Annotated in this window: 21 protein-coding genes; 16 read left to right on the forward strand and 5 right to left on the reverse strand. The window is 68.1% G+C overall.

Annotated features, from left to right (window positions below; all coding sequences use genetic code 11):
- Positions 1-659 precede the first annotated feature (659 nt).
- Entirely contained in the window at positions 660-1,886 is a 1,227-nt protein-coding gene (locus tag ACYVO6_RS34885) for a DNA sulfur modification protein DndB (RefSeq protein WP_461068326.1), read from the forward strand.
- 376 nt (positions 1,887-2,262) lie between these two features.
- On the opposite strand, the gene ACYVO6_RS34890 is transcribed toward ACYVO6_RS34885, so the two are convergent.
- The 4 genes from ACYVO6_RS34890 to ACYVO6_RS34905 all read right to left on the reverse strand — a co-directional run bounded on the left by ACYVO6_RS34890 (position 2,263) and on the right by ACYVO6_RS34905 (position 6,064).
- A complete protein-coding gene (locus ACYVO6_RS34890) occupies positions 2,263-3,357 on the reverse strand; it encodes a helix-turn-helix domain-containing protein (RefSeq protein ID WP_461068328.1) in 1,095 nt (364 codons plus the stop codon).
- A 40-nt stretch (positions 3,358-3,397) separates the two neighbouring features.
- A complete protein-coding gene (locus tag ACYVO6_RS34895) occupies positions 3,398-4,078 on the reverse strand; it encodes a hypothetical protein (RefSeq protein WP_461068330.1) in 681 nt (226 codons plus the stop codon).
- A 598-nt stretch (positions 4,079-4,676) separates the two neighbouring features.
- Entirely contained in the window at positions 4,677-5,267 is a 591-nt protein-coding gene (locus ACYVO6_RS34900) for a GNAT family N-acetyltransferase (RefSeq protein WP_461068332.1), read from the reverse strand.
- 8 nt (positions 5,268-5,275) lie between these two features.
- Complete coding sequence (locus ACYVO6_RS34905) at positions 5,276-6,064, reverse strand: GntR family transcriptional regulator (protein WP_461068334.1); 789 nt, start codon at positions 6,062-6,064, stop codon at positions 5,276-5,278.
- 487 nt (positions 6,065-6,551) lie between these two features.
- Here ACYVO6_RS34905 and ACYVO6_RS34910 point away from each other — a divergent pair, with 487 nt between their 5' ends.
- From ACYVO6_RS34910 to ACYVO6_RS34975, 14 genes are all read left to right on the forward strand, one after another.
- Positions 6,552-6,863 (forward strand): hypothetical protein, encoded by a 312-nt coding sequence (locus ACYVO6_RS34910; protein WP_461068336.1) that lies wholly within the window; start codon positions 6,552-6,554, stop codon positions 6,861-6,863.
- Positions 6,860-7,189: a hypothetical protein gene (locus tag ACYVO6_RS34915; RefSeq protein WP_461068338.1), complete on the forward strand. Its 330-nt coding sequence runs from the start codon at positions 6,860-6,862 to the stop codon at positions 7,187-7,189. Before ACYVO6_RS34910 ends, ACYVO6_RS34915 begins: the two co-directional genes overlap by 4 nt.
- Positions 7,186-8,076 (forward strand): DUF2637 domain-containing protein, encoded by an 891-nt coding sequence (locus tag ACYVO6_RS34920; protein WP_461068340.1) that lies wholly within the window; start codon positions 7,186-7,188, stop codon positions 8,074-8,076. Before ACYVO6_RS34915 ends, ACYVO6_RS34920 begins: the two co-directional genes overlap by 4 nt.
- Before the next feature lie 16 nt (positions 8,077-8,092).
- Complete coding sequence (locus tag ACYVO6_RS34925; RefSeq protein WP_461068341.1) at positions 8,093-8,476, forward strand: RRQRL motif-containing zinc-binding protein; 384 nt, start codon at positions 8,093-8,095, stop codon at positions 8,474-8,476.
- Positions 8,477-8,504: 28 nt separating this feature from the next.
- Positions 8,505-9,044 (forward strand): hypothetical protein, encoded by a 540-nt coding sequence (locus ACYVO6_RS34930; RefSeq protein ID WP_461068342.1) that lies wholly within the window; start codon positions 8,505-8,507, stop codon positions 9,042-9,044.
- A complete protein-coding gene (gene traA, locus ACYVO6_RS34935; RefSeq protein ID WP_461068343.1) occupies positions 9,044-9,652 on the forward strand; it encodes a plasmid transfer protein TraA in 609 nt (202 codons plus the stop codon). Before ACYVO6_RS34930 ends, traA begins: the two co-directional genes overlap by 1 nt.
- 21 nt (positions 9,653-9,673) lie before the next feature.
- The gene (gene traB, locus ACYVO6_RS34940) at positions 9,674-11,707 is read left to right on the forward strand and encodes a plasmid transfer protein TraB (protein ID WP_461068344.1); all 2,034 of its coding nucleotides are present in this window, start codon (positions 9,674-9,676) and stop codon (positions 11,705-11,707) included.
- A 210-nt stretch (positions 11,708-11,917) separates the two neighbouring features.
- On the forward strand, positions 11,918-12,361 hold the full coding sequence (locus ACYVO6_RS34945; protein WP_461068345.1) for a hypothetical protein: 444 nt from the start codon (positions 11,918-11,920) through the stop codon (positions 12,359-12,361).
- Positions 12,362-12,450: 89 nt separating this feature from the next.
- Complete coding sequence (locus tag ACYVO6_RS34950) at positions 12,451-13,179, forward strand: DNA methylase (RefSeq protein WP_461068346.1); 729 nt, start codon at positions 12,451-12,453, stop codon at positions 13,177-13,179.
- Positions 13,176-13,826, forward strand: coding sequence for a DNA cytosine methyltransferase (locus tag ACYVO6_RS34955; RefSeq protein WP_461068348.1), 651 nt, complete (start codon positions 13,176-13,178; stop codon positions 13,824-13,826). The genes ACYVO6_RS34950 and ACYVO6_RS34955 overlap by 4 nt, the downstream gene beginning before the upstream one ends.
- Positions 13,823-14,662, forward strand: a complete 840-nt coding sequence (locus ACYVO6_RS34960) for a bifunctional DNA primase/polymerase (protein WP_461068350.1) — start codon at positions 13,823-13,825, stop codon at positions 14,660-14,662. Before ACYVO6_RS34955 ends, ACYVO6_RS34960 begins: the two co-directional genes overlap by 4 nt.
- Before the next feature lie 2 nt (positions 14,663-14,664).
- Entirely contained in the window at positions 14,665-16,137 is a 1,473-nt protein-coding gene (locus ACYVO6_RS34965; RefSeq protein ID WP_461068600.1) for an ATP-binding protein, read from the forward strand.
- 502 nt (positions 16,138-16,639) lie between these two features.
- Complete coding sequence (locus ACYVO6_RS34970) at positions 16,640-16,879, forward strand: helix-turn-helix transcriptional regulator (protein WP_461068352.1); 240 nt, start codon at positions 16,640-16,642, stop codon at positions 16,877-16,879.
- An 88-nt stretch (positions 16,880-16,967) separates the two neighbouring features.
- Positions 16,968-18,203 carry a tyrosine-type recombinase/integrase gene (locus ACYVO6_RS34975; RefSeq protein ID WP_461068354.1) on the forward strand — a complete coding sequence of 412 codons (1,236 nt, stop codon included), beginning with the start codon at positions 16,968-16,970 and terminating at the stop codon, positions 18,201-18,203.
- Positions 18,204-18,281: 78 nt separating this feature from the next.
- On the opposite strand, the gene ACYVO6_RS34980 is transcribed toward ACYVO6_RS34975, so the two are convergent.
- Complete coding sequence (locus ACYVO6_RS34980; RefSeq protein ID WP_461068356.1) at positions 18,282-19,043, reverse strand: phosphoglyceromutase; 762 nt, start codon at positions 19,041-19,043, stop codon at positions 18,282-18,284.
- A gap of 148 nt (positions 19,044-19,191) precedes the next feature.
- On the opposite strand from ACYVO6_RS34980, the gene ACYVO6_RS34985 reads away from it, so the two are divergent.
- Positions 19,192-20,445 carry an MDR family MFS transporter gene (locus ACYVO6_RS34985; RefSeq protein ID WP_461068358.1) on the forward strand — a complete coding sequence of 418 codons (1,254 nt, stop codon included), beginning with the start codon at positions 19,192-19,194 and terminating at the stop codon, positions 20,443-20,445.
- The last annotated feature ends 94 nt before the right edge of the window (positions 20,446-20,539 follow it).

The raw sequence follows: 20,539 nt of genomic DNA on the forward strand, positions 1-20,539 counted from the left end.
GCGACCTCTTCGTCCCGAAGCAACTTGGGGGAGTGCTCGACCTCGGGCCCGACCCGCTCTGAGCTGCTGCGATCGTCCTTCGGTGTCCGTGAGCGTCCGTCACCGTCCGACTGCGTTGTCATGCAGTTAGACACTCACTTGGCGCGACCTGTGTTCGGCGGTGGTGTGCGCCCAAAGAGCGCTGGCGTAGCGTCACTCCTTTTCGCACTGGGTCTTGCAGCCAAAGTCGGGCACCAGCCTGTTCGCAGGTCCGAACAGTTCAGGTGCTCCGAGAGACGATCGTCATTGGTCATCCGTGGCTGTCGCAGGTTGCCTTCGGACGGCCCAGAGACGGCCCAGCGGGCACCTCGAAGCCGTCAGATTTCGTACGGCTCAGCCGTGCGAGCAAAGCCCACAAGCCCGATCGCCGTGCCTGGTCCGGTCACCGCTCACTCCCGCGGAAGCCTCCCTTGCTGCCGCGGACGCTAGGGAGATCGAAAGAATCCAACCGCGGCTTCACAGATATGGCCCTTTGACTCCTCCGCAGTTGGGATTCATCAACTGAGGTGCAAATTTTTGAGCGCTCTGACCACCTCAGTTGACCCGCTGGCGTCGCGTCCGCTAGCGTTCCGCGAAGTGGCGACGCGTCAAGTGCCGTCCTTACAGGGGGGATTCTGAGCATGCCCACGCCTTTGAAGCCGGTGACCACCGGCCTGCCCGTCAATCTCCGGGAGATCCGCAAGGGGGTCATGGCGAACGGCGTCATCGACTGTGAGAACCTGCTGGCCATCGTCAACGACCCTCAAGAGGTTGAGGACGCCACCAAGCGCGCCCAGAAGGCCGGACGGCCGATCAGCGAGTACGCCCGCACGCGCGCTGAGATTCAGCGGCTCCTCGGCACTGCCGGCAGCAAGAAGGCCAAGAACGTCGGTGAGTACGCCGACTACATTGCGGCCGGCCTGAGAGGGGACTACGACGACGCTTGGTCACTGCCACAGATCACCCTGTGGTCGCCGCGGCCGCTGGTCATCTCTGAGGACGGCTCGTCGGCCCTGCCGATCAAGGACGGCCTCTACGCTCTCGACAGCGAGACTCAGGTCACCGCCTGGCACCGAATCAAGAACAACCCGAGTGCCTACGACGTGGAGGACTTCGACTTCGGCGCGATCCCGCTGTCGTTCGAGATCTTCCACGGCATCGGCGTCATGGCCGCCCGCCAGATCTTCCACGACCGCAACCTCAAGGGTGTTCCGGTCGACAAGTCCTTGGCCATGTCCATGGACGGCCGCGACTTCGGCACCACCGTGACCCGCAAGCTGATGGAGTCGCTGAAGGTGCCGAGCGGTGAAGCTGCGCTTCCCCTGTCCAGCCTGATCCTCACCGGCAAGCGCCAGGTGTCGGATAAGGCCGTGGAGTGGATGACGATGTCGGTCCTGCGGACCCTCGTCGCCACGGCCATGCTCGGTAAAGCTGGTATCCACGCCGCGTCGACCGGCATTGAGTACGAGGACATCCCCGCCAATGAGAACGGCGATCGTCCCGACAAGGCTGTCGTCCAGCGCGAGGTCATGGAGACGGTCGGCGCGTTCCTCCAGGAGAACGCCGCGCTCTTTCATGCCAAGACTGCCGTCACTGCCCCCGCCGTCGTAGCCGGCCTCGGCGCGACCATGAACCGCACCATGTCCTGGAGTGCTGACCCCATGCCCGAGGGCGTCACCCTGGAGCGCATGTTGGAAGGTATCGAGTGGGAGCGCGAGGCGAAGTACTGGGGTGGCGTCGCGGCCAAGGTAACCGACGGGGGGACCGTCTCCTGGGCCGGCGGCGCCCGCGACTCCGGCCACAAGGTCTACGACGCGCTGAACCGCCCGGAGAGCGACACGGGTAAGCAGATCCGCGGACGGTTCTAGCTTCGCTCTCGCGCAAGGCTAGAAATACCGTCGTCGCGGCGACGTGACCATGAGTTCAGGTCCCACACCCACCGCAGACGAACGGCCCCGACCAGGTGAATCGGTCGGGGCCGTTCCCATGCGTCCTGTCCTTCAGTGTCCGTGGTGCCCCGCTAGTTCCTGGCTGATCAGGCACGGCAGCGAGACGGACACCTTCTGATCCGTAGCTCTAGCCGGATCGGTCAGCGGCGGTCATTTCGGTCGCTACGAGGCCCCGGAAGGACGGTGACGGACGGGGGCGGTTGCTGGGGTTGCGGTACTGCGCTGCTGTACCGCAAGGAGCTGATTCCGCACGAAAATCAACCGCCAATTCTTCACTAGAAGGAAGCATCACATGTCAACGAACTAGAGACAGGCGGGGCCTTTCGATTTCGCGAATCCCATTCCCGCTCTTTTCTCCACTTCGAACAGTGAAGACCAAGCCAAATACCCAGCTGCTCAGCTCTTCAGAACTCACGTGCAACTCTTGCGCTATATCACGTAGGCTCGAATTCTTGGCCTGCGTCATCTTGAAGACTTTTTCGAGAAGTTGCGACTTTTCCCGCGCCGGGAGCCCGTTGGGCTCACCAGTGCGAAACCCGCGCTTTCCCAGATCGACGCAAGCTCGCCTATAGTGCCAATCCGAAAGCATATCAAGTTCGTGCAATCTATAGGTCAACGCCATGGCGGAGACCATCCAGACACTTTTCGCTTTCACGATCTGCGAGACCATTGGCGTTTTCTGCATCCTCGCCATAATGCTTGCCTTAGGCATTAGGAAAGCGCTGGCAAACGCGTTCGCATCCCGCTCGGCCTGAGGCCCGACTAGGGAGTTCTCTTCCCCATGCAAGACCAGATGGGCAAGCTCGTGAGCAGCGTCGAACCGCCCTCGCTCCGGCGTCTTGAGAGTGTTAAGGAAGACAAAAGGAGTCCCATCTCGCCACATAGAAAAAGCATCTACGTCCTTGTACTCAGGTGGCAATGAAAACACTCGAACGCCGTGAGCCTCAAGCAGATGGACCATGTTGGAAATAGGAGAGCTATCCAGCCCCCAACGAGCGCGCAATACCTCTGCAGCCGTTTCCGGATCGAACTGCCCCAGGCTGGGCAGCTTATTCTCCGGCAACTTATAGCGTCGCTCTATCCAATCATTCAGTTCCAGCGCAAGACGGCTCGCAGCGAGCGCCCCGTCTCTCGGCCCGGCAGTAAGTTTACTTCGCGCCCGGAAGGAGACGTTATCAGGCTCAATGAGATCGATCTCTGATGCGTAGAAAAAGGACTCAGGGAACCTTAGTGCGGAGGACAAGCGAGAAAGGGTTTCGCTTGTCGGCTCCGTCCGCCCACGCTCATAATTCGAAAGGCTTTGGACGCTTACATCTGCCAGGTCGCCTAGCTCCGCGAGCGTGAGCCCTCTCCTCTTTCGGGCGAGCGCGATGCGCGAGGAAGAAATCACGTTGCCCTCGCCGTCCTTGAAATTGGCCGTTTGTCCTATCTCACCGCTCTTCGACCGGCACGTCGAAGTCAGTGGCAGCGTCAGCGTAGTCGAACACCTTTGTGAATCGGATGGTGGGGAGGAGGATCCTCTGCTTCCAGTCGTCGATCTTGCCGCGCGGCCCGATGCTACTCGGCAGGGAGAGTTCGCTTCGGACCTCCACGATGCCACGCTCACGCGCCTCGTAGCGGAAGGTGAGGAGATACCACGTGGACAGGTTCGCGTACTCGTCATCGCTGAGCTGTGCCTCGCCTCGCCTCGGGGGCTCCGGCGGGAGGGGGAACAGTGCAAGCTCCTGGTTCCGGGCGACGAGTGCTTCCTTAGCAACCCCTGCCGGCCGGTGGCTGCGAGGCTGCGGGTTGCCGGGGAGCCCAGTCCGTGCGTCGCCCAGCAAGACACCGACTGCGACCGTCTTCTCAGCGTTCACGGCGAGAGGCGACTGCTTCGGGTCGTATCGAAGCCATCCCTCCTCCGTCCGCAAGGTCTCGCGCAGCGTCCTCACGCGAGCGAGGTAGTCGAGCGTCCCCGGCGCGTTGTTGGCGTCATCCTGGGTCGACCCCTCTCGGGCGTCCTCTCCGAGACGAACGGTCCGGTCGAAGTACTCGGCCCTCAGCCCCAGTTCAGCCAACTGCTCGTCGTGGTTGCCCTGCTCGTCGTGCCTGAACGGGAAGACCTGGGACACGTACGCCTCCTGCACGCTTATAAGAAGTCGCCCTCAAGTGAGGGGCCAGATTTATAAGAGTAGCCCTCACTGCTGACAACCGGGGTCGCTGGCAGCGAGGTTGTTGCCGCACGGACGCATCCACCCCCAGCCCACCACTCACCCCGGCTCCCATCCCGTCCTCCTTCGGCCCACACTCCGTGGAGCGGTCGTGGTTCAGGGCGTCAAGGTAGAGCGCGCCACTGTACGAACGACCTTGACGCCCTGGGCCGCGACTGCTCGGCTCTGCCTGGGTCGAAGGTGGTCGGGATGGGAGCTCCACGACACTCGCCACGCTCCGGCCGGCACTCGCGAACGGTGCCCCGTCCATCCCGGAGTCTGAGCGCCCCGCCGGAGGCATCGGTCTGAAGCCGCGGGCTTGGTTCTCGTCGTCTCATGCCCTCCGGGCCTATCCAGTTGTGGGCGCGCGTCGGCAGCGGCAGCGCCGAGCGGGCCGAAGGCAGGAGCGCGGGCGCAGCCAGAGCCGGGAAGCGCGCCAGGCGGAGCGGAGCGCAGCCGGGTGCCTTGATGAAGTAGGGAAAGTTTTACCGCGCTCGGACAGGAACGGTCCTCAAGAGCGTCAGTCCATCCCTACCTGTGCAGCGAGTCCATCACGGACCGCGTTCCAGTCCTCCCGAATAAGGCTGTAGAAGACGGAGTCACGTTGGTGTCCATCACGGAGGATGCGATGCCTTCGGAACACTCCCTCGCGAACCGCACCGAGGCCAGCGATGGCCTTCTGCGAGCGAGCGTTGCGAGCGTCTGTCTTGAGGGCGACGCGGACGGCATCAAGCCTCTCGAAGGCATGGCGGATGAGCAGATAGGACGCCTCTCGCCCAATGCCTGTCTGCCAGTACTCGGGGGCCAACCAGGCCCATCCCAGTTCTAGGGCGCGATGACGCGGTTGGATGTCGATGTAACTCATACTGCCGATCGCCCGCCCGATCTCGCGGAGAACGATGGCAAAGGGAAGTCGCTGACCGGCAGCCTGCTCATCGAGGGCTTCGAGGATGAGGGCCCGGATACCTTCTCGCGTTGCAGGCGTGGGCTCGTCCAGGTAGGTCCACACCTGGTCATGACTAGCTGCTGCGAGCAGGTCTTCAGTATGGGTCAGCGTCAGGGGAACGAGGTCAATACGCGGTCCGCTGAGGGTGACCGGCTGGACGACCATGGGCGGGCTCATTCGCTGGAGACCTGATAGACGAGTACATGCTTGTCTCCGGCCAGTAGCTGATCGAACGCCTCCATCGGAGTGCCGTTGGGGTCGTAGGCGATGCGCACGGCGCGGACCACACAGACGCCCGGAGCCAGCGCGAGCGTGGCTGCTTCCTCCGGCGTCGGCATGCGGAAGCTCAGCTCATCTACAAAGTAGTCCACCGGCTTGCCATGGGCGCGTTCCAAGACGCTGAGGACGCCTTCCTCAACAGGTGCAGCCTGAGCGATCGGCGTGTCTCGTACCGTCTCGTAGAGGTAGTAGCTGTCTCCGAGCTGGTACGGCTCCTCGTCTACGAGCATCACCCGGCGTCGGGCCAACAGTTCTGTCCCTTCTGAGACTCCAAGCCACCGCGCTGTTTCAGCGTTCGCTGGGACTGGACCCACTTCCCGAATGTCTTGTCGGCCGATCTGCCCTTGCCGGGCAATCTCGGCGTTGAAAGTGGCGGATGTCGTTTCGCGGCGGCGTGCTCGGTTGTCCTGGTAGGAGGCGAGCACTCTGATCGGGCGGCGCTTCTGGACGAACGTGCCCTTGCCGTGTCCGGAGCCAATGAGTCCTTGCGACTTCAAGGCCGACAGAGCCAGGCGCACGGTTGTGCGCGAGGCGTCAAATCGCTCCGCTAGCTCTCGCTCCGCCGGCAACCGTTCGCCCGGCGAGAGTCGCCCTTCGAGGATCTCGGCACGGAGAGTCTCGGCTAGCTGGACGTGGCGAGGTACGTCCCCGCCCTGTGGCGTCTGTTGGCGCTCGGCACCCATGGGGCTCCCTTCATCAGCACCGATCCTACTTGGTAGCTACCAAGGATTGACATCCCCGTTTGTGTGAGTAGCTTGGTACCTACCACTTGGGTGGCCCAAGAAAATGAGTCCTCTCGTGGTCGGGAGGGCCTTCTTTGGGCTGCTCCAACCACGCCCGGTGTGTCCCGTGAAGACGGGAGCCCCTTTGACCAGGGGTTACCGCGCTCACCGGAAGCGACAGTGCCTTGAGAACTGAACAGCGTGCTGAGGGATCGCCCCACCTCTGCGATCAAGAGGGCGGCGTGCGCGGGTTCTGTCCCCGCGTGCGGTACAGCGCGATTCGACCTTTCCGCAGCCCGGATGGCTGCGGCCGGTTGCCTCCGCTGCTCGTCTCGTACGAGCGGCGCTGAGGGGAGCCGGATCTACCGACTTCAACGGCGCGCGGCCCCGGTGCTCGAACACCGGGGCCGCTGTTCGGGCCGTTCCCACGATGAAGGAGTCACGACCCATGAAGTGCATCGTTGCTGGTCATGTAGCTGTTACGCCAACCGAGTTCGCGGAGCTGGCGTTCGGTATCGATCTGGAGCTGTTCGCTGGCACCGGCCGCGAGTCGGAGAGCGAGCGGGCGGCGCGGCTGGACGTGGCCCGCGAAGTGCTCGCGGAGCTGCGGGAGTCGGACCCGGAGGCCGCGGCATTCGCGGAGTCGCTGCTGCGCACGAGCCCGCAGAAGAACGCGCGGGCCGCTGCTCGCCGGCCGCGCCGGACGTCGGCGCGCCGGTCGGTGCAGCGTCACTCCGTGCCTACGGCGGTGGCCGCATGAGTGACGTGCTGACGCTGGACGATCTGGCCGTGCCGCTGCGGGCGCTGCGCCTGCTGGCCGCGGACTTCGGGCACCTGTCGGCGCCGGAGGTGCGGGTGTCGCCCATCTATCCGGGGCGGCTGGAGCTGACGTTCCATGACGACCTGCCCGGCTTCGAGGCGTGGCGGGAGGCGCTGGGGGCCGCCCCGGACGCGGTGACCTACCACGAGCAGAGCGACGGCCGTACGCGCGTGCTGTCGACGGTCGTCGACCACGCGGGCGCACAGGTCCATCTGACCGGCTTCGCGGACGTGGTCGCCCCGGCGTTGGTCGGGGGTGCGGCATGAGCGCCCCGGCCCGCGTCGACGCCCGGTCGACGCCCGTCGAAGTGCCGTCGACGCCCGTCAATGTGGACCGTGCCATTACCGCGCTCGCGGCGGTGCTCACGGTGCTGCTGACCGCGGTGGCGTTCTGGCTCTCCTACGAACACCTGCAGGAGGTGGCCGCCCGGCACGGCATGGCCGAAGCGGTCGCCCGCTCGTGGGCCTGGCCGGCCACGGTGGATCTGTTCATCGTGATCGGTGAGCTGCTGATCCTGCGTGCCTCGCTCGCCCACCGGGTCGACTGGTGGGCAATCGGCCTGGTCACCGCAGGCGACGGCGCCTCCATCGCGCTGAACGTGGCCGGCGTCGGCCAGGACGCCAACGCCCTCAACTACGTGGTGGCCGCGGTTCCTCCGGTGGCCGCGCTGCTGGCGTTCGGGGCGCTGATGCGGCAGGTGCACGCCTACCTCGCCCGCCGAGCTTCGACGGGCGTCAACCCCCCGCCGCCGGGCGTCGAAGCACCGTCGACGCCCGTCAAGGTGAGCGTCGATCGCCCGCTGGCCGCCCCACCCGCGGAGAGCCCCCGTGAGGCCGAAGCGCTGCCGGAGCTCCCCGCGCTGGCGCAGCGCGTCAACGAGGCTTCGACGCCCGTCACCCAGGATCCGGCGCCTGCCGCCGAACCGTCGACGGCCGTCGATCTGTGCGCGCCGGTGGTCTACCCGAACCGGGTCGATCAGTTGGTCCGCGCGCTGTACGGGACCGACTTCACCCAGCCGAGCACCGCCCGCATGACACAGGCGATGGCAGAGATCGGGCTCGGGGCGTCGGAGTCGACGGCCCGCACGGCGCGCGGCCGGGTCAAGGCCCGTGAGCCGTACCTGGCCGACCTGCCCGCCGCGATCGCCGGTTGAGACGGGGGAGTCTTCGATGTCGCTCGCGTTCGCGAAGTGCTTCGACCCGACCGGGGCCCGTCACGGCATACCGACCTTTCCATGGCGCTGCGCACCGGAGGGCTACGCCACCCGCCGGCAACTGCGTGCCCGGGGATTACGCCCGGGTGGGCAGCCGATCGCCGGGCAGGTCCTGCGCCCGCGCTACCGGCGCGGCCCGCTGGTCGCCTACCTCTACCGCGAGGACCTGGCCAAGCCGGTCCGCCCGATGACCTCGCGCAAGTGGGGCGCACTCGCGCTGGCGATGCTCGCCCGCCGCACCTGCCCGCAATGCGGGCTCGATGCCGGCTACGTCATCCCCACCTCGCTGGGCATGTGCGTGCCCTGCGCCTACCCCGACGACGAACAGCGCGCCGCCTGAACACCCCTACTGTCCTGGGAGTTTCGCTGTGACCAGCCGTACCCGTACCTCTCGCGTGCGCACCCAGAAGGTGCCCGCCGGGGCCACCACCGTCCGTATCCCGCGCCAGCGCCGCACGGGCCGCCGCTCCTCTGCTCCGGTCATCGTGGTCGTGCCGGACCGCCCCTCGCTCACCGCGCGGGCCGCCGCCGCGGTGGGCGTGTGGGTGTGGGAGCACCGCCGCGCGTGGGCCCCCACCGCCGCCGCCATGGCGCTGTTCCTCGCCTGCGGCATCGTCCACCTGGCAGCCGCGTGGGTCGGCCTGGTGCTGGCCGGAGCTGCCGTCCTCCCACTGGGCTGGCTGGCGTGGGTGACCAAGTTCCGCCCCACCGCGCGCCGTTCGGTCCTCAAGTGGCGCGCCGGCCTGGCCCTGGCCGCCACCACGGTCGCCGCGTGGGCCGCGCTCGCCGTCGCGTTCAGCCCGGTCGCCGGTCCGCTGGGCTGGCTGTGGCTGCTGCTCACGCTCACCGCTCAGTCGGCGTGGCTTTACGCCCGCCGCACCCCGAACCCTGCTGAGGAGATCCGCTGATGTCGTCGTTCTTCACCCCGCCCCCGCGCAACGGCAACACCCCCGGACCCAACGGGCAGGGCGGCTACGGCCCCAACGGTCAGGGAGCCCCTGGTGCGAACGGCTTCCAGCCGCCGAACGGCGGGGGCCGCAACCGGACCACGAACCGGACGCGCACCCGCGAGTACCACTTCCACATCAACGACGGCGGCCAGGGCGACGGCCGGAACAACGGCCGCGGCCGTTCTGCCGGTCGGGGCAACGGCGCCCGCCACGGCGGACACAGCCCGCTGGCGGACCCGGAGTTCTTCTCCAACGCCGACATCCGCAACTACTGCGAGAACGGCCGCGGCGTCTTCCTGCAGATGTCGTTCGAGCTGGCCAACGCCGCGGAAGTCCTCAACGCGGTGCTCAAGGAGGTGCCCGACCCCGAGGGGCGGGCGCTCGGCTCGCGGATGAGGGCACGCCGCGTGTCGCGCAAGCTCAAGAAGGCCGCGGACGACGCCCGCGACACGGCCAAGAACCTGGCCGCCACCTACGCGGCGTTCCAGCGCGAGTACGACCCGGAGCTTGCCCCGATGCGCTCCAGGCAGCGGCCGACGGGCCGCCGCTTCGACTTCAACCAGTAGACCGAGAAGGAGGTCAGGTTCATGTCCCAGCTCACCCCTGAGCAGCAGTACGAAGAGCAGTTGCGGGTGGCCTCCCGCGGGGATGGCGGCGGCATCCTCGACTACCTGCTGCACCGCGCCAAGCCGCACCTGCCGCCGTGGCTGGCCGGCGCCGGGGCGGGCCTGGCCTCCCTGCCCGCCCACCACTTCTGGGGAGACAACCCCTGGACCGCCGCCGGCCTGACCCTCACCTCCGTCGCCCTCACCGGGGCGACGTGGTGGGCGGGCCGTTCGACGACATCGCAGCGGCGGCTGCATTCCGCGATCACGGTGGCAGCTTCGACCAGTTGGTTCACCGCCGCCTCCATCGCCGGACCCGGCGCCGGCCCGCTCGGAGACCTGTACTTCATGGGTGCCCCGGCACTGGCCTTGTCGTGGAACATCCGGCAGATCATGCGCCGCACCCCCGAAGGAGGCGCCGGAGACGGCGGCTTCCTGGAGAAGGTGGGACTGGCCAAGACGCAGGTGGTGTCCTCGGAGGTGAAGCCGAACCGGGCCACGTTCGATCTCCAGCTTCCGCGGGGTGAGCTGACCCCGGAGGACGTGTCCAAGAACATCACCAAGATCGCGGGCGCGCTGGACGTGCCGAAGACCGCGATCCGGGTGCAGGAAGACCCGGAGTCGGCTTCCCGCGTGCAGCTCACGGTGGTGCCGCGGGATCTGTTGAAGAACACCACGCCGTGCCCGGGACCGTCGCATCCGGGTGGCTCGATCGCCGATCCGGTGGTGGTCGGTCAGTACGAGGACGGGACCGAAGCCATCCTGTACTTCCCCGGTGACCCGGAGGCGGGCCGCAACGCGGCGCACTTCCTGGTCATGGGGATGACCGGCTCCGGCAAGTCGGAAGGCGCATTGACCGCGCTCGCGGAGGTCTGCACCCGCCGTGACGTGATCGTGTGGGCGTCCGATCCCGCCAAGGCGGACCAGACGCTTGGGCCGCTGCTGCCCGCGATCGACTGGGCGGCGCTCGACATGGCCTCCACCAAGGCAATGGCCGAGGCGCTGCCCGCGGTGATTCCGGCACGGACGGCGTGGCTGGCCAAGTACGGCTACAAGCAGTGGGAGCCCGCCTGCGCGGAGGTGCAGGCGGACGGCTCGCCCGGCATGCCGTATCTGGTCGCGTGGTTCGAGGAGGCGGCCAAGACGATCCGCGAGACCGACGACGACGTGTTCACCGGCATCGCGCAGGAAGCCCGCTCCGCCGGGGTCTCGCTGGTCGTCTCCATGCAGCGCGCCTCCGGCAACCAGGTCTCCACCGACACCCGCTCCTCCCTGGGTTCCTCCTGGTGCCACGGAGTGGGCAAGGAAAAAGACGCCCTGTTCGCCCTCGACGACGAGGTGCTGGACGCCGGGGCGGCGCCGCACGTGTGGAAGGACAAGAAGCCCGGCTACTCCTACCTGGTCGCCAACGGTGTCCCGGAGACGTTCTGGGCCATGCCGCTGCGGGACTACCTCTCCGGCAGCGACTACCTCGCATGGGTCGTGCTCACCTTCGCCGAAACCCGCGCGGGCATCGACCCGGTCACGGCGGGGGCCGCGGCCCGCGCGGTCGACCGGGCGTTCACCCGCCGCACCCGTCACCCACTGCCCGGCGCTGTGCCGGAGCTGGAGGAAGCCATGCCCGCATCCGACGAGGACGAGGACAGCCCCGCCGCGTACGAGCAGCACGACGAGGGCGACGACTACGACGACGAGGAGGGTGAGTTCGTCGACCCGGAGGCGGAACTCCCGCCCGTCACCCGCGTCATGCGCTTCGGGGAACCGGCCGCACCGGATGCCCCGCGCGTCCAGCTCACCCCCGCAGAAGCCCGGCAGGCGATGGAAGAGATCCTCGACGAGTTCGAGGACGAGGGCCGCACCGTGGTCGGTCCGGCCGACTTCATGGAGCACTGCGACCGCCACGGCCGCTCCCGCTCCTGGGTCTCCGGACAGGTCGCCCAGTTCGTCATGGCCGGCCGCCTCGCCGAAACCAACGAGACCGGCCGCTATCGCATCGTCCAGATGCAAGCCGCCTGAACAGCCCTGACACCGGCCTGACGCGTCAGACGCGTCTGACACCCCTGACGTAGTGAGTGGCCCACCGCACGGGTCATACGTGCGCGCGAAGGCCGTCTGACGCGTCTGACACCCGCCTGACGCGTCAGGCCCTGCATTCCCTGACACCCCGCACGTACGGGCCCGCCGCCGCCTCCGGCACGGGCCCGTACCTCACCTCGAGGGAGCCCGATGGACATCCCGCAGCGGCCTGCGGCCGTCGAAATCCACCACCCCACCCCGATCACCACCACGCAGCCGGCGCCGCTCATGCCCGTGCAGTCGGGCACCGTTCCGGCCGTGGCGTCCGTCGTCCTGCCCGATGGACGGGTCGTCACCGGCTACGCCATCGAGCCCGCCAAACCCGAACCCATCGCCACCAAACAGACCGTCTCGCGCACCGCGGTGAACATCGCTCTGGGAGGGATCGGGTTCGCCGCGGTGTGCGGCGGACTGGTCCTGCTCACCTCGTTCATCGCGGCCCTGACCGCGTTCATCACCAAGCTGATCATCCTGGCCGCGGTCATCTTCGGCGGCTGGGTCGCCGTGCAGATCTTCAGCGCCGGCGGCCACAGCGGCGGCAACACCTTCCACATCCGCAAGGCCGTCATCAAGCGCAACCACTTCCACGGCTAGCTACGCCAAGGGCGGCCCCCCACTCACGCCAATGAAGCGGGGCCGCCCTTGTCCACCTGCCAGATACAGACCTGTGGAGGTCTCCAAGCATGACTCAACCCACCGACATCCGGCGACCCTGCGGCCCACGGCCGCGCGCGCTGGACGTGTTCTCCTGCGCCGGCGGCGCGGGCATGGGCTACCACCGTGCGGGGTTCGACGTGGACGGCGTCGACATCGCCGACCGGCCGAACTACCCGTTCCCGCAGTACCGGGGCGATGCGCTCGAACGGCTTGCCGCGTTGATCCTCTCCGGGGAGATCGAGCGGTACGCGTTCGTGCACGCCTCCCCGCCGTGCCAGGACAAGTGCGCCCTGACCGTGGGCACGAACCGGTCCCAGGGCTGGGGCGGCACCCACGAGGACCTCGTGGCGCCCACCCGTGAACTCCTCGACAAGACCGGCCTGCCCTACGTCATCGAACAGCCCAACGGCCGCGCAAAGATCCGCAAAGACCTCACCCTGTGCGGCGAGATGTTCGGACTCGGGGTCATCCGGCACCGCAACTTCGAGTTGGGCGGCTGGACGGTCGCCCGGCCGGCGCACGTCGCCCACCGGGGCCGCGTGCGCGGGTGGCGGCACGGCGAGTACTACGACGGCCCGTACGTCGCCGCGTACGGCAACGGCGGCGGCAAGCCGTCCATCCCGGAGCTTCAGGAAGCGATGGGCATCACGTGGACCGACGTGCGCGAGGAACTGACCGAGGCCATCCCGCCCGCCTACGCGGAGTGGATCGGCCGCGCCTTCCTCGCACAGACCGCGCCGGGGGTGGCGGCATGAGCGCGCGCGTGCTGCCGCTGCGGCGGCCCAACGGACTGCGGCTGCTGGACGTGTGCTGCGGCGCCGGGGGCCTGTCCATGGGCTACTACCTCGCCGGCTTCGACGTGGTCGGCGTCGACATCCGCCCCATGCCGAACTACCCCTTCCCCTTCGTCCAGGCCGACGGCATCGACTACGTCGCCGCACACGGCCACACCTTCGACCTGGTCCACGGCTCCTGGCCGTGCGAGCGCTACTGCAAGGTCACCAAGTGGCGCGGCAACCCCGACGACCACCCGGACCTGATCGGCCCCGGCCGCGAGGTGATGCAGGCGACCGGACGGCCGTGGGTCATCGAGAACGTCCCCGAGACCGCGTGGGCGGGACTGCTGCGGCCGGACTACCTGCTGTGCGGCACCCAGTTCGGCCTCAACGTCCGCCGCCACCGCGTTTTCGAGACCTCGTGGGGCGGCGGCGGGGACCTGGTCGCGCCGTGCTGGCACCGCAAAGACCTGCTCGCCTTCGAGCACAAGGGCGAACGCGCCTACGCCGACGCCATGGGCTGCACCTGGATGACCAACAAGGAAGCCCGAAAAGCCGTACCCCCCGCCTACTCCCAGTGGATCACCACCCAGTTCCTCGCCCTGGAAGGGAGGACCGCCGCATGAGCAGCCACCTGCAAACCGCCCTCGCTCTCGCGTCCGACGGACTGCCTCCGCTGCCGCTGCGCAAGGGCAAGGTGCCGTTCGGGAACTGTCCGGCGTGCGCACAGAATGCGTGCGGCGGCCGGCCGAACATGAAGACCTCCGGCCCCTGCACGTGCCCTGCGCCGTGCCACGGTTGGGCCGCCGCCACCACCGACCTGAGCGTCATCAACTCGCCTGCTTGGGCGCGGGCGTGGCGGGACGCGGCGGCTGTGGCCTACCACCCCGGCGGCGCCGGCCTCACCATCGTCGACCTGGACAACGCGGAAGCCATCGCGTGGGCCCGTGCGAGCCTGCCCGCCACCCGAATCGTGCGCACCACCAGGGGTGAGCACTGGCTCTACCAGGGCGTCATGCAGTCCGCCAACGCTGTACGGCCTGGCGTGGACGTCAAGTCCACGATGGCCTACGCGCGGTGGCTCGGTCCCGGCACCGGCACCATGACGGCACTGCCGGACGTCGTGCGCGCGCTGGCCGTGAGGGAACCTCCCACCGTCCGGCCGGCGCCGCAGATCGTCACGGTGCCCGCACAGGCCAGGCAAGGGGAGTGCCGCCATCGCACGCCCGCCTACCTGGACCGTGGCATCGCCATGGCAGAACAGCGCATCACCGAAGCCCGCGGGGCGGTGCACGCCACCGTCTACCGGACGTTCCTCGCCGTGCTGTCCACGCACGGCCGGTGCGGCTGCCTCACCGACACCCACATCAGCAGGCTGTTCACCGCCGCGCAGGCCAAGGGCGAAACGCCCCGGCACTGCACCGACGCATGGACCAACGCCCGCACGAGGTTGGGACTGTGACCATGTCCGACGACGACAAGAATCCCGCCCGCGAGGTCATCACCGACTACGCACAGGCGCACTTCCGGTACTTCCGCACCGCCGACGGGACCGTGTACGCGCAGAAGAACGGCCACCCCGTGGCCCGCCCGATCCGCTCCCAGGGCACCACGGGCAGCCACCGCCAGGAACTCATGGTCGGTCTCTTCCGCGACGGGCACGGCGTGTTCAACGGCACCGCGCTCAAGGAGGCGTTGGACTTGATCGAAGCGCTCGCGCTGTCGGAGGACGTGCAGCCGGTCCACATCCGCGTGGCCCCCGGATTCGACGGTGCGACCTGGCTGGATCTGGGCCGCACCGACGGGCAGTCCGTCCGCATCCACCCCACCGGGTGGGACATCCTCACCCCCGACCCGCGCGAGGTGTGCTGGCGGCGCACTCAGCTCACCGGGGAGCTGCCCCTGCCGGTCAAGGACACCGACGGCAAGGGCATCGATCTCCTGCTGAGGCTGTGCAACTTCGCCAACGCGGAGACGGAGTGCCTGGCCATCGCCTGGCTCATCGGCTGTCTCGGGCCGTCCGTGCCCGTCCCCGCCCCGTTCCTCACCGGGCCGCAGGGCGCCGGCAAGTCCACCGGCGGGCGCATGCTCGTGCGGATCGTCGAGGGCATGAGCGGCGACCTGCGCCGCGCACCGAAGGATGAAGAAAACCTGATCGCGGCCGTGGCCGCCGGATGGGTCACCGCCCTGGACAATCTCTCCCACATGACCCCGGACCTGTCCGACGCCATGTGCTGCATCGTCACCGGCGCCGAGAACGTCAAACGCGCTCTGTTCACCGACGGAGACGTGTTCCGCGCCCGCTACCGCCGCCCCCTGCTCCTGACCGGCATCGACGTCGGCGTCATCCGCCCCGACCTCGCCGAACGACTCCTGCCGCTGCGCCTGGAACGCCCCCGCATCCGGCGCACCGAGGCGGAACTGTGGGCGGAGTACGCGGAGGTTCTGCCCGTCGTCCTCGGGTCTCTCCTGGATCTCACGGTGAAGGTCCGTGCGGTCGAGGCGGAGACCCCGACCGACCTGCGGATGGCGGACTTCGCGCACCTGTGCGCCCAGCTCGACGCCGCCACCGGTTTCGGAGCGCTCACCGCTTACCGGGCCAGTCTGGACGACCTCAACGACGACGTGATCGAGGGTGACCTCTTGGCGCAGACCGTCCTGCGGCACGCCGCAGACATCGAACCGGGCGCAGAGCAGCGGATGACCTCCACGGAGTGGCTGCACTGCCTCACCCGCCTCTACACCGGCGAGGACTTCCGTCCCCTGCCCAAGGGGTGGCCGACCACCGGCAAAGTCCTCTCCGACCGTCTCAAGCGTCTCCAGCCGACCCTGGCCGCCCGAGGAGTCCTCATCGACTCCGGCCGCACCAGGGAGGGCCGCTACATCGAGATGACCCGCTCTCCGGCCGCGCCCCCGCACGCGCAGCAGGCGTTCTGACCGGCACCGCCCCGACCGCACGAGCAAGAGGAGCACCACCGGCCAGGCGTGCTCCTCTTGCTGTTCGGCGGCGGCGCCGCCCTGCGATGGTCGCGCCGCGAAGCGGCTCCTTCTTCACGCCCGGAGCCGCACTGCACCACCACAGACACCCCCTCTTTTTTCCTAAGTAGGGAACGCTGCGTCACCTGCGTCACGGGGGCCCGGAAAACGTCGAGTGACCTGCGCATACGGCAGTGACGCAGAAGGCCCTTCTCTGCGTCACGCCGCGTCACCTGCGTCACCGTGACGGACAGCCTGCGTCTCCCGTGACGCACCCCCAACGCCCTGCGTCACGCAAAACCTGCAGGTCAGAAGCCTGGATGACGCACGTGACGCTGTGACGCAGAAATTCGCACCTCGGACAGACGCAGGCTCCCGGCCCCTCTGCGCTCAACCCTCGGCACCAGACACCACCGCAGGACACCTCACCCAATCCCGCCACAGACATGAGGAGTCACCAGCCATGGCCACCGAAGAGCCGACCGAGCCACGCGCCATCCTGCGCGGCGGACTCCCGGACCGCTACCTCACCCCCGAAGACCTGGTCACCATGTTCAGCCTCCCCAGCGTCGAGACCGTCTACCAGTGGCGACGCAAGCGCATCGGCCCAACCGGCTTCCGCGTCGGACGCTACCTCCGCTTCAACCCTGCCGCCGTACAGGCATGGGAGGCCGAACTCACCGCCCTCGAAGACGCGGCCTGAGGCTGCCGCACCCCGCACCACCCAACTCCCCGGGGAGGGCCGCACCGTGGCCCTCCCCGTCCCATGCTCAGAAGGGACTACGCCCCACATGGCAGGCAGCATCCAAGACCGCTGGTTCAAGAACGAGACCGACGCCGACGGCAAGACCCGCAAGGTCAAAACAGCCCGGTACGGAACCGGCATGCGCTACAGGGCCCGCTACTTCGCGCCCGACGGCAAGCGCAAGAGCAAGTCGTTCGCCGACGGACAGAAGCGGCTCGCCGAGCAGTGGCTGACCAAGATGGCTGCGGACGTGGCTCGCGGCGACTACATCGACCCGAACGCGTCCCGGACATCCTTCCAGGAATTCGCGGAAGGGTGGTTGGCGAGCCAGAGCGGCGACCCGAACACCCGAGCGTCGATGCAGTCTCAGCTCAGCCTGCACGCCTTCCCGCGCATCGGCTCGCGCGCGCTGGGGTCGTTCCAGCCGAGCCACATCCGCGAGTTCGTGACGCAGCTCGAAGCCTCCGGCATGTCCGGCGCGTATGCCCGCGTGATTTTCTCCAATGTCCGCGCTGTCCTCTCCGCAGCGGTGGAGGACGGCTACCTGCGCCGGAACCCATGCAACTCGCGCACGGTGACGCTCCCCGAGATGGGCACGCGCCGTGTCGTCCCCTGGCAGCCGGACCGCGTTTTCGCCGTCCGTGACGCCATGGTTGAGCGCTTCCGGACCATGGTCGACATGGGCGCCGGATGCGGACTGCGACAGGGTGAGATTCTCGGACTGTGCGTCGATGAGCTGGACTTCGACAGCGGCACCCTGCACGTGGTGCAGCAACTCAAGCTGAGCCTGAGCAAGCCCGTGTTCGCGCCTCCCAAGGGCGGCAAGCTCCGGGACGTGCCTCTTCCCGATCCCGTGGCGGAGGCTCTCCAAGAGCACATCAAGCGCTTCCCACCGGTCGAGGTCACCTTGCCGTGGATGCGCGCGAGCGGCCAGCCCGTGACCAAGCGGCTCATCTTCAGCGGGCCGCGCGGCGGGCACGTCTGGCGTACGTCGCTGAATGAGGACCACTGGAAGCCCGCCCTCGCGAAGGTGGGCGTCATCCCCAAGGCCAAGAGCCGCGAGCACGAGGCCGCTCGCGAGCACGGCATGCACGCCCTCCGGCACTTCTACGCGTCCGTTCTCCTGGACGCCGGCGAGAGCATCAAGGCCGTCAGCGAGTACCTCGGACACTCCGACCCGGGGCTGACGCTGAAGGTGTACGCGCACCTCATGCCCAGTAGCCGGGACCGGGCCCGAAACGCCATCGGTCGCGCGCTCCGGCCGCAAGATCCGGGGCGCTGAGGGCCCACAGTGGGCCCAGGCCATGAAAACGCCCCTGACTCGCGCCATGTGCGCAGGTCAGGGGCATGATCACCAACCCTACTTCTTCTTGCCCTGGTTCTTGACCGCCTCGATCGCCGCCGCAGCCGCCTCCGGGTCCAGGTATGTACCGCCCGGGTTGACCGGCTTGAAGTCCCCGTCGAGTTCGTACGACAGCGGGATGCCCGTCGGGATGTTCAGGCCCGCGATGTCCGCGTCCGAGATGCCGTCGAGGTGCTTGACGAGGGCGCGCAGCGAGTTGCCGTGGGCCGCTACCAGGACCGTGCGGCCGGTGAGCAGGTCCGGGACGATGCCGTCGAACCAGTACGGGAGCATGCGGACGACGACGTCCTTGAGGCACTCCGTCTGCGGGCGCAGCTCCGGCGGGAGGGTCGCGTAGCGCGGGTCCTCGAACTGCGAGTACTCGGCGTCGCGGTCCAGCGGCGGCGGGGGCGTGTCGTACGAGCGGCGCCACAGCATGAACTGCTCCTCGCCGAACTCGGCGAGCGTCTGCGCCTTGTCCTTGCCCTGGAGCGCGCCGTAGTGACGCTCGTTCAGGCGCCAGGTGCGGTGGACCGGGATCCAGAGGCGGTCGGCGGACTCCAGCGCGAGCTGCGCGGTGCGGATCGCGCGCTTCTGGAGGGAGGTGTGCACGACGTCGGGCAGCAGGCCGGCGTCCTTGAGCAGCTCACCGCCGCGGACTGCCTCCTTCTCGCCCTTCTCGTTGAGGTTGACGTCCACCCAGCCGGTGAACAGGTTCTTCGCGTTCCATTCGCTCTCGCCGTGGCGGAGGAGGATCAGCTTGTACGGTGCGTCGGCCATGCCCCGAGCGTAATAGACGCCCTCAAGCCGTCGTGTGGCTGCCCGGCAGCCGGACAGTTGACGGCGTTCGTCAATTGAGTGGCCGGGCCGAGCGGGGCGCTTGTAAGTTACATAGGGAGCCTTAGCCGCTTACATCCGGGGGATCTCGATGTCACGCGCCGCCATGAAACGCGCTGTCCGCGAATCGGTCTCCGGCTTACCCCGCGCGTTCTGGTGGCTGTGGCTCAGCACGCTCGTCAACCGGCTCGGGGCCTTCGTCGCGACCTTCATGGCTCTGTATCTCACGCTCGACCGCGGCTACTCCGCCTCGTACGCCGGTCTCGTCGTTGCACTTCACGGACTCGGCGGGGTCGTCTCCTCCATCGGCGCGGGGGTGATGACCGACCGGCTCGGACGGCGGCCCACCCTTCTCGTCGCCCAGTCGTCGACGGCCGCGAGCGTCGCGCTGCTCGGCTTTGTGCATCACCCGGTCGCGATCGCCGCCGTCGCCTTCCTGGTCGGCGCGACCAGCAGCGCCTCCCGGCCCGCAGTGCAGGCGATGGTGGCCGACATCGTCCGGCCCGAGGACCGTGTGCGGGCCTTGTCCTTGAACTACTGGGCGATCAACCTCGGGTTCGCGATCTCGTCGATGGCCGCCGGGTTCATCGCCGAGTACAGCTATCTCGCCGGGTTCCTGATCGAGGCCGGGATGACGCTCGTCTGCGCGATCGTCGTCTTCGCCAAGTTGCCGGAATCCAGGCCCGTACGTACGGAGAAGGAAAAGGCGGCTGGGGAGGTGAACCTCGGCACCGTTATGCGCGACGGCCGGTTCATGGCCATGGTCGGGCTGTCCTTCCTCGTCGCGCTGATCTTCCAGCAGGGCATGGTGGGGCTGCCGGTGGCGATGGGCCAGGCGGGGTTCACGCCCGCCGACTACGGCATGGCGATCGCCGTCAACGGCGTACTGATCGTCGTCCTCCAGATCCCCGTCACCCGCTTCATCGAGCACCGGGATCCGAGGCGGCTGCTCGTCATCTCGTCCCTCCTCTCGGGGTACGGCCTCGGCCTCACCGCCTTCGCCGGGTCCGTCGGAGTCTTCGCGCTCACGGTGTGCGTCTGGTCCCTCGCCGAGATCGTCTACGCGCCCACCCAGATCGGCCTGGTCGTCCGCCTCTCCCCGCTGCACGGCCGGGGCCGCTACCAGGGCGTCCATGCGTCGTCCTGGCCGGTGGCCAGCCTCGTCGCACCGCTGATGGCGGGCGGGATCATCGACTGGTTCGGGGCGGAGTGGCTGTGGGGGACGTGTGCGGTGGTGGGGACGGTGGCGGGGGTCGGGTACTGGGTGCTGATGCGGCGGCTGCCGGAGGAGGACGAGTCGGCCTCGAGGACCACGTCCGCACCGACGGAGGCCACCGCAGCCTGAGCAACCCGGCGCCCGGGACCCCTCCCCACCTCAACCCCCCATAGTTCAGGGGCTGCTGGATGGGCGGTTGCGCTGCGTCGTCGGCGCTTATGGG

It is taken from the genome of Streptomyces pseudoechinosporeus (genome assembly GCF_054783935.1).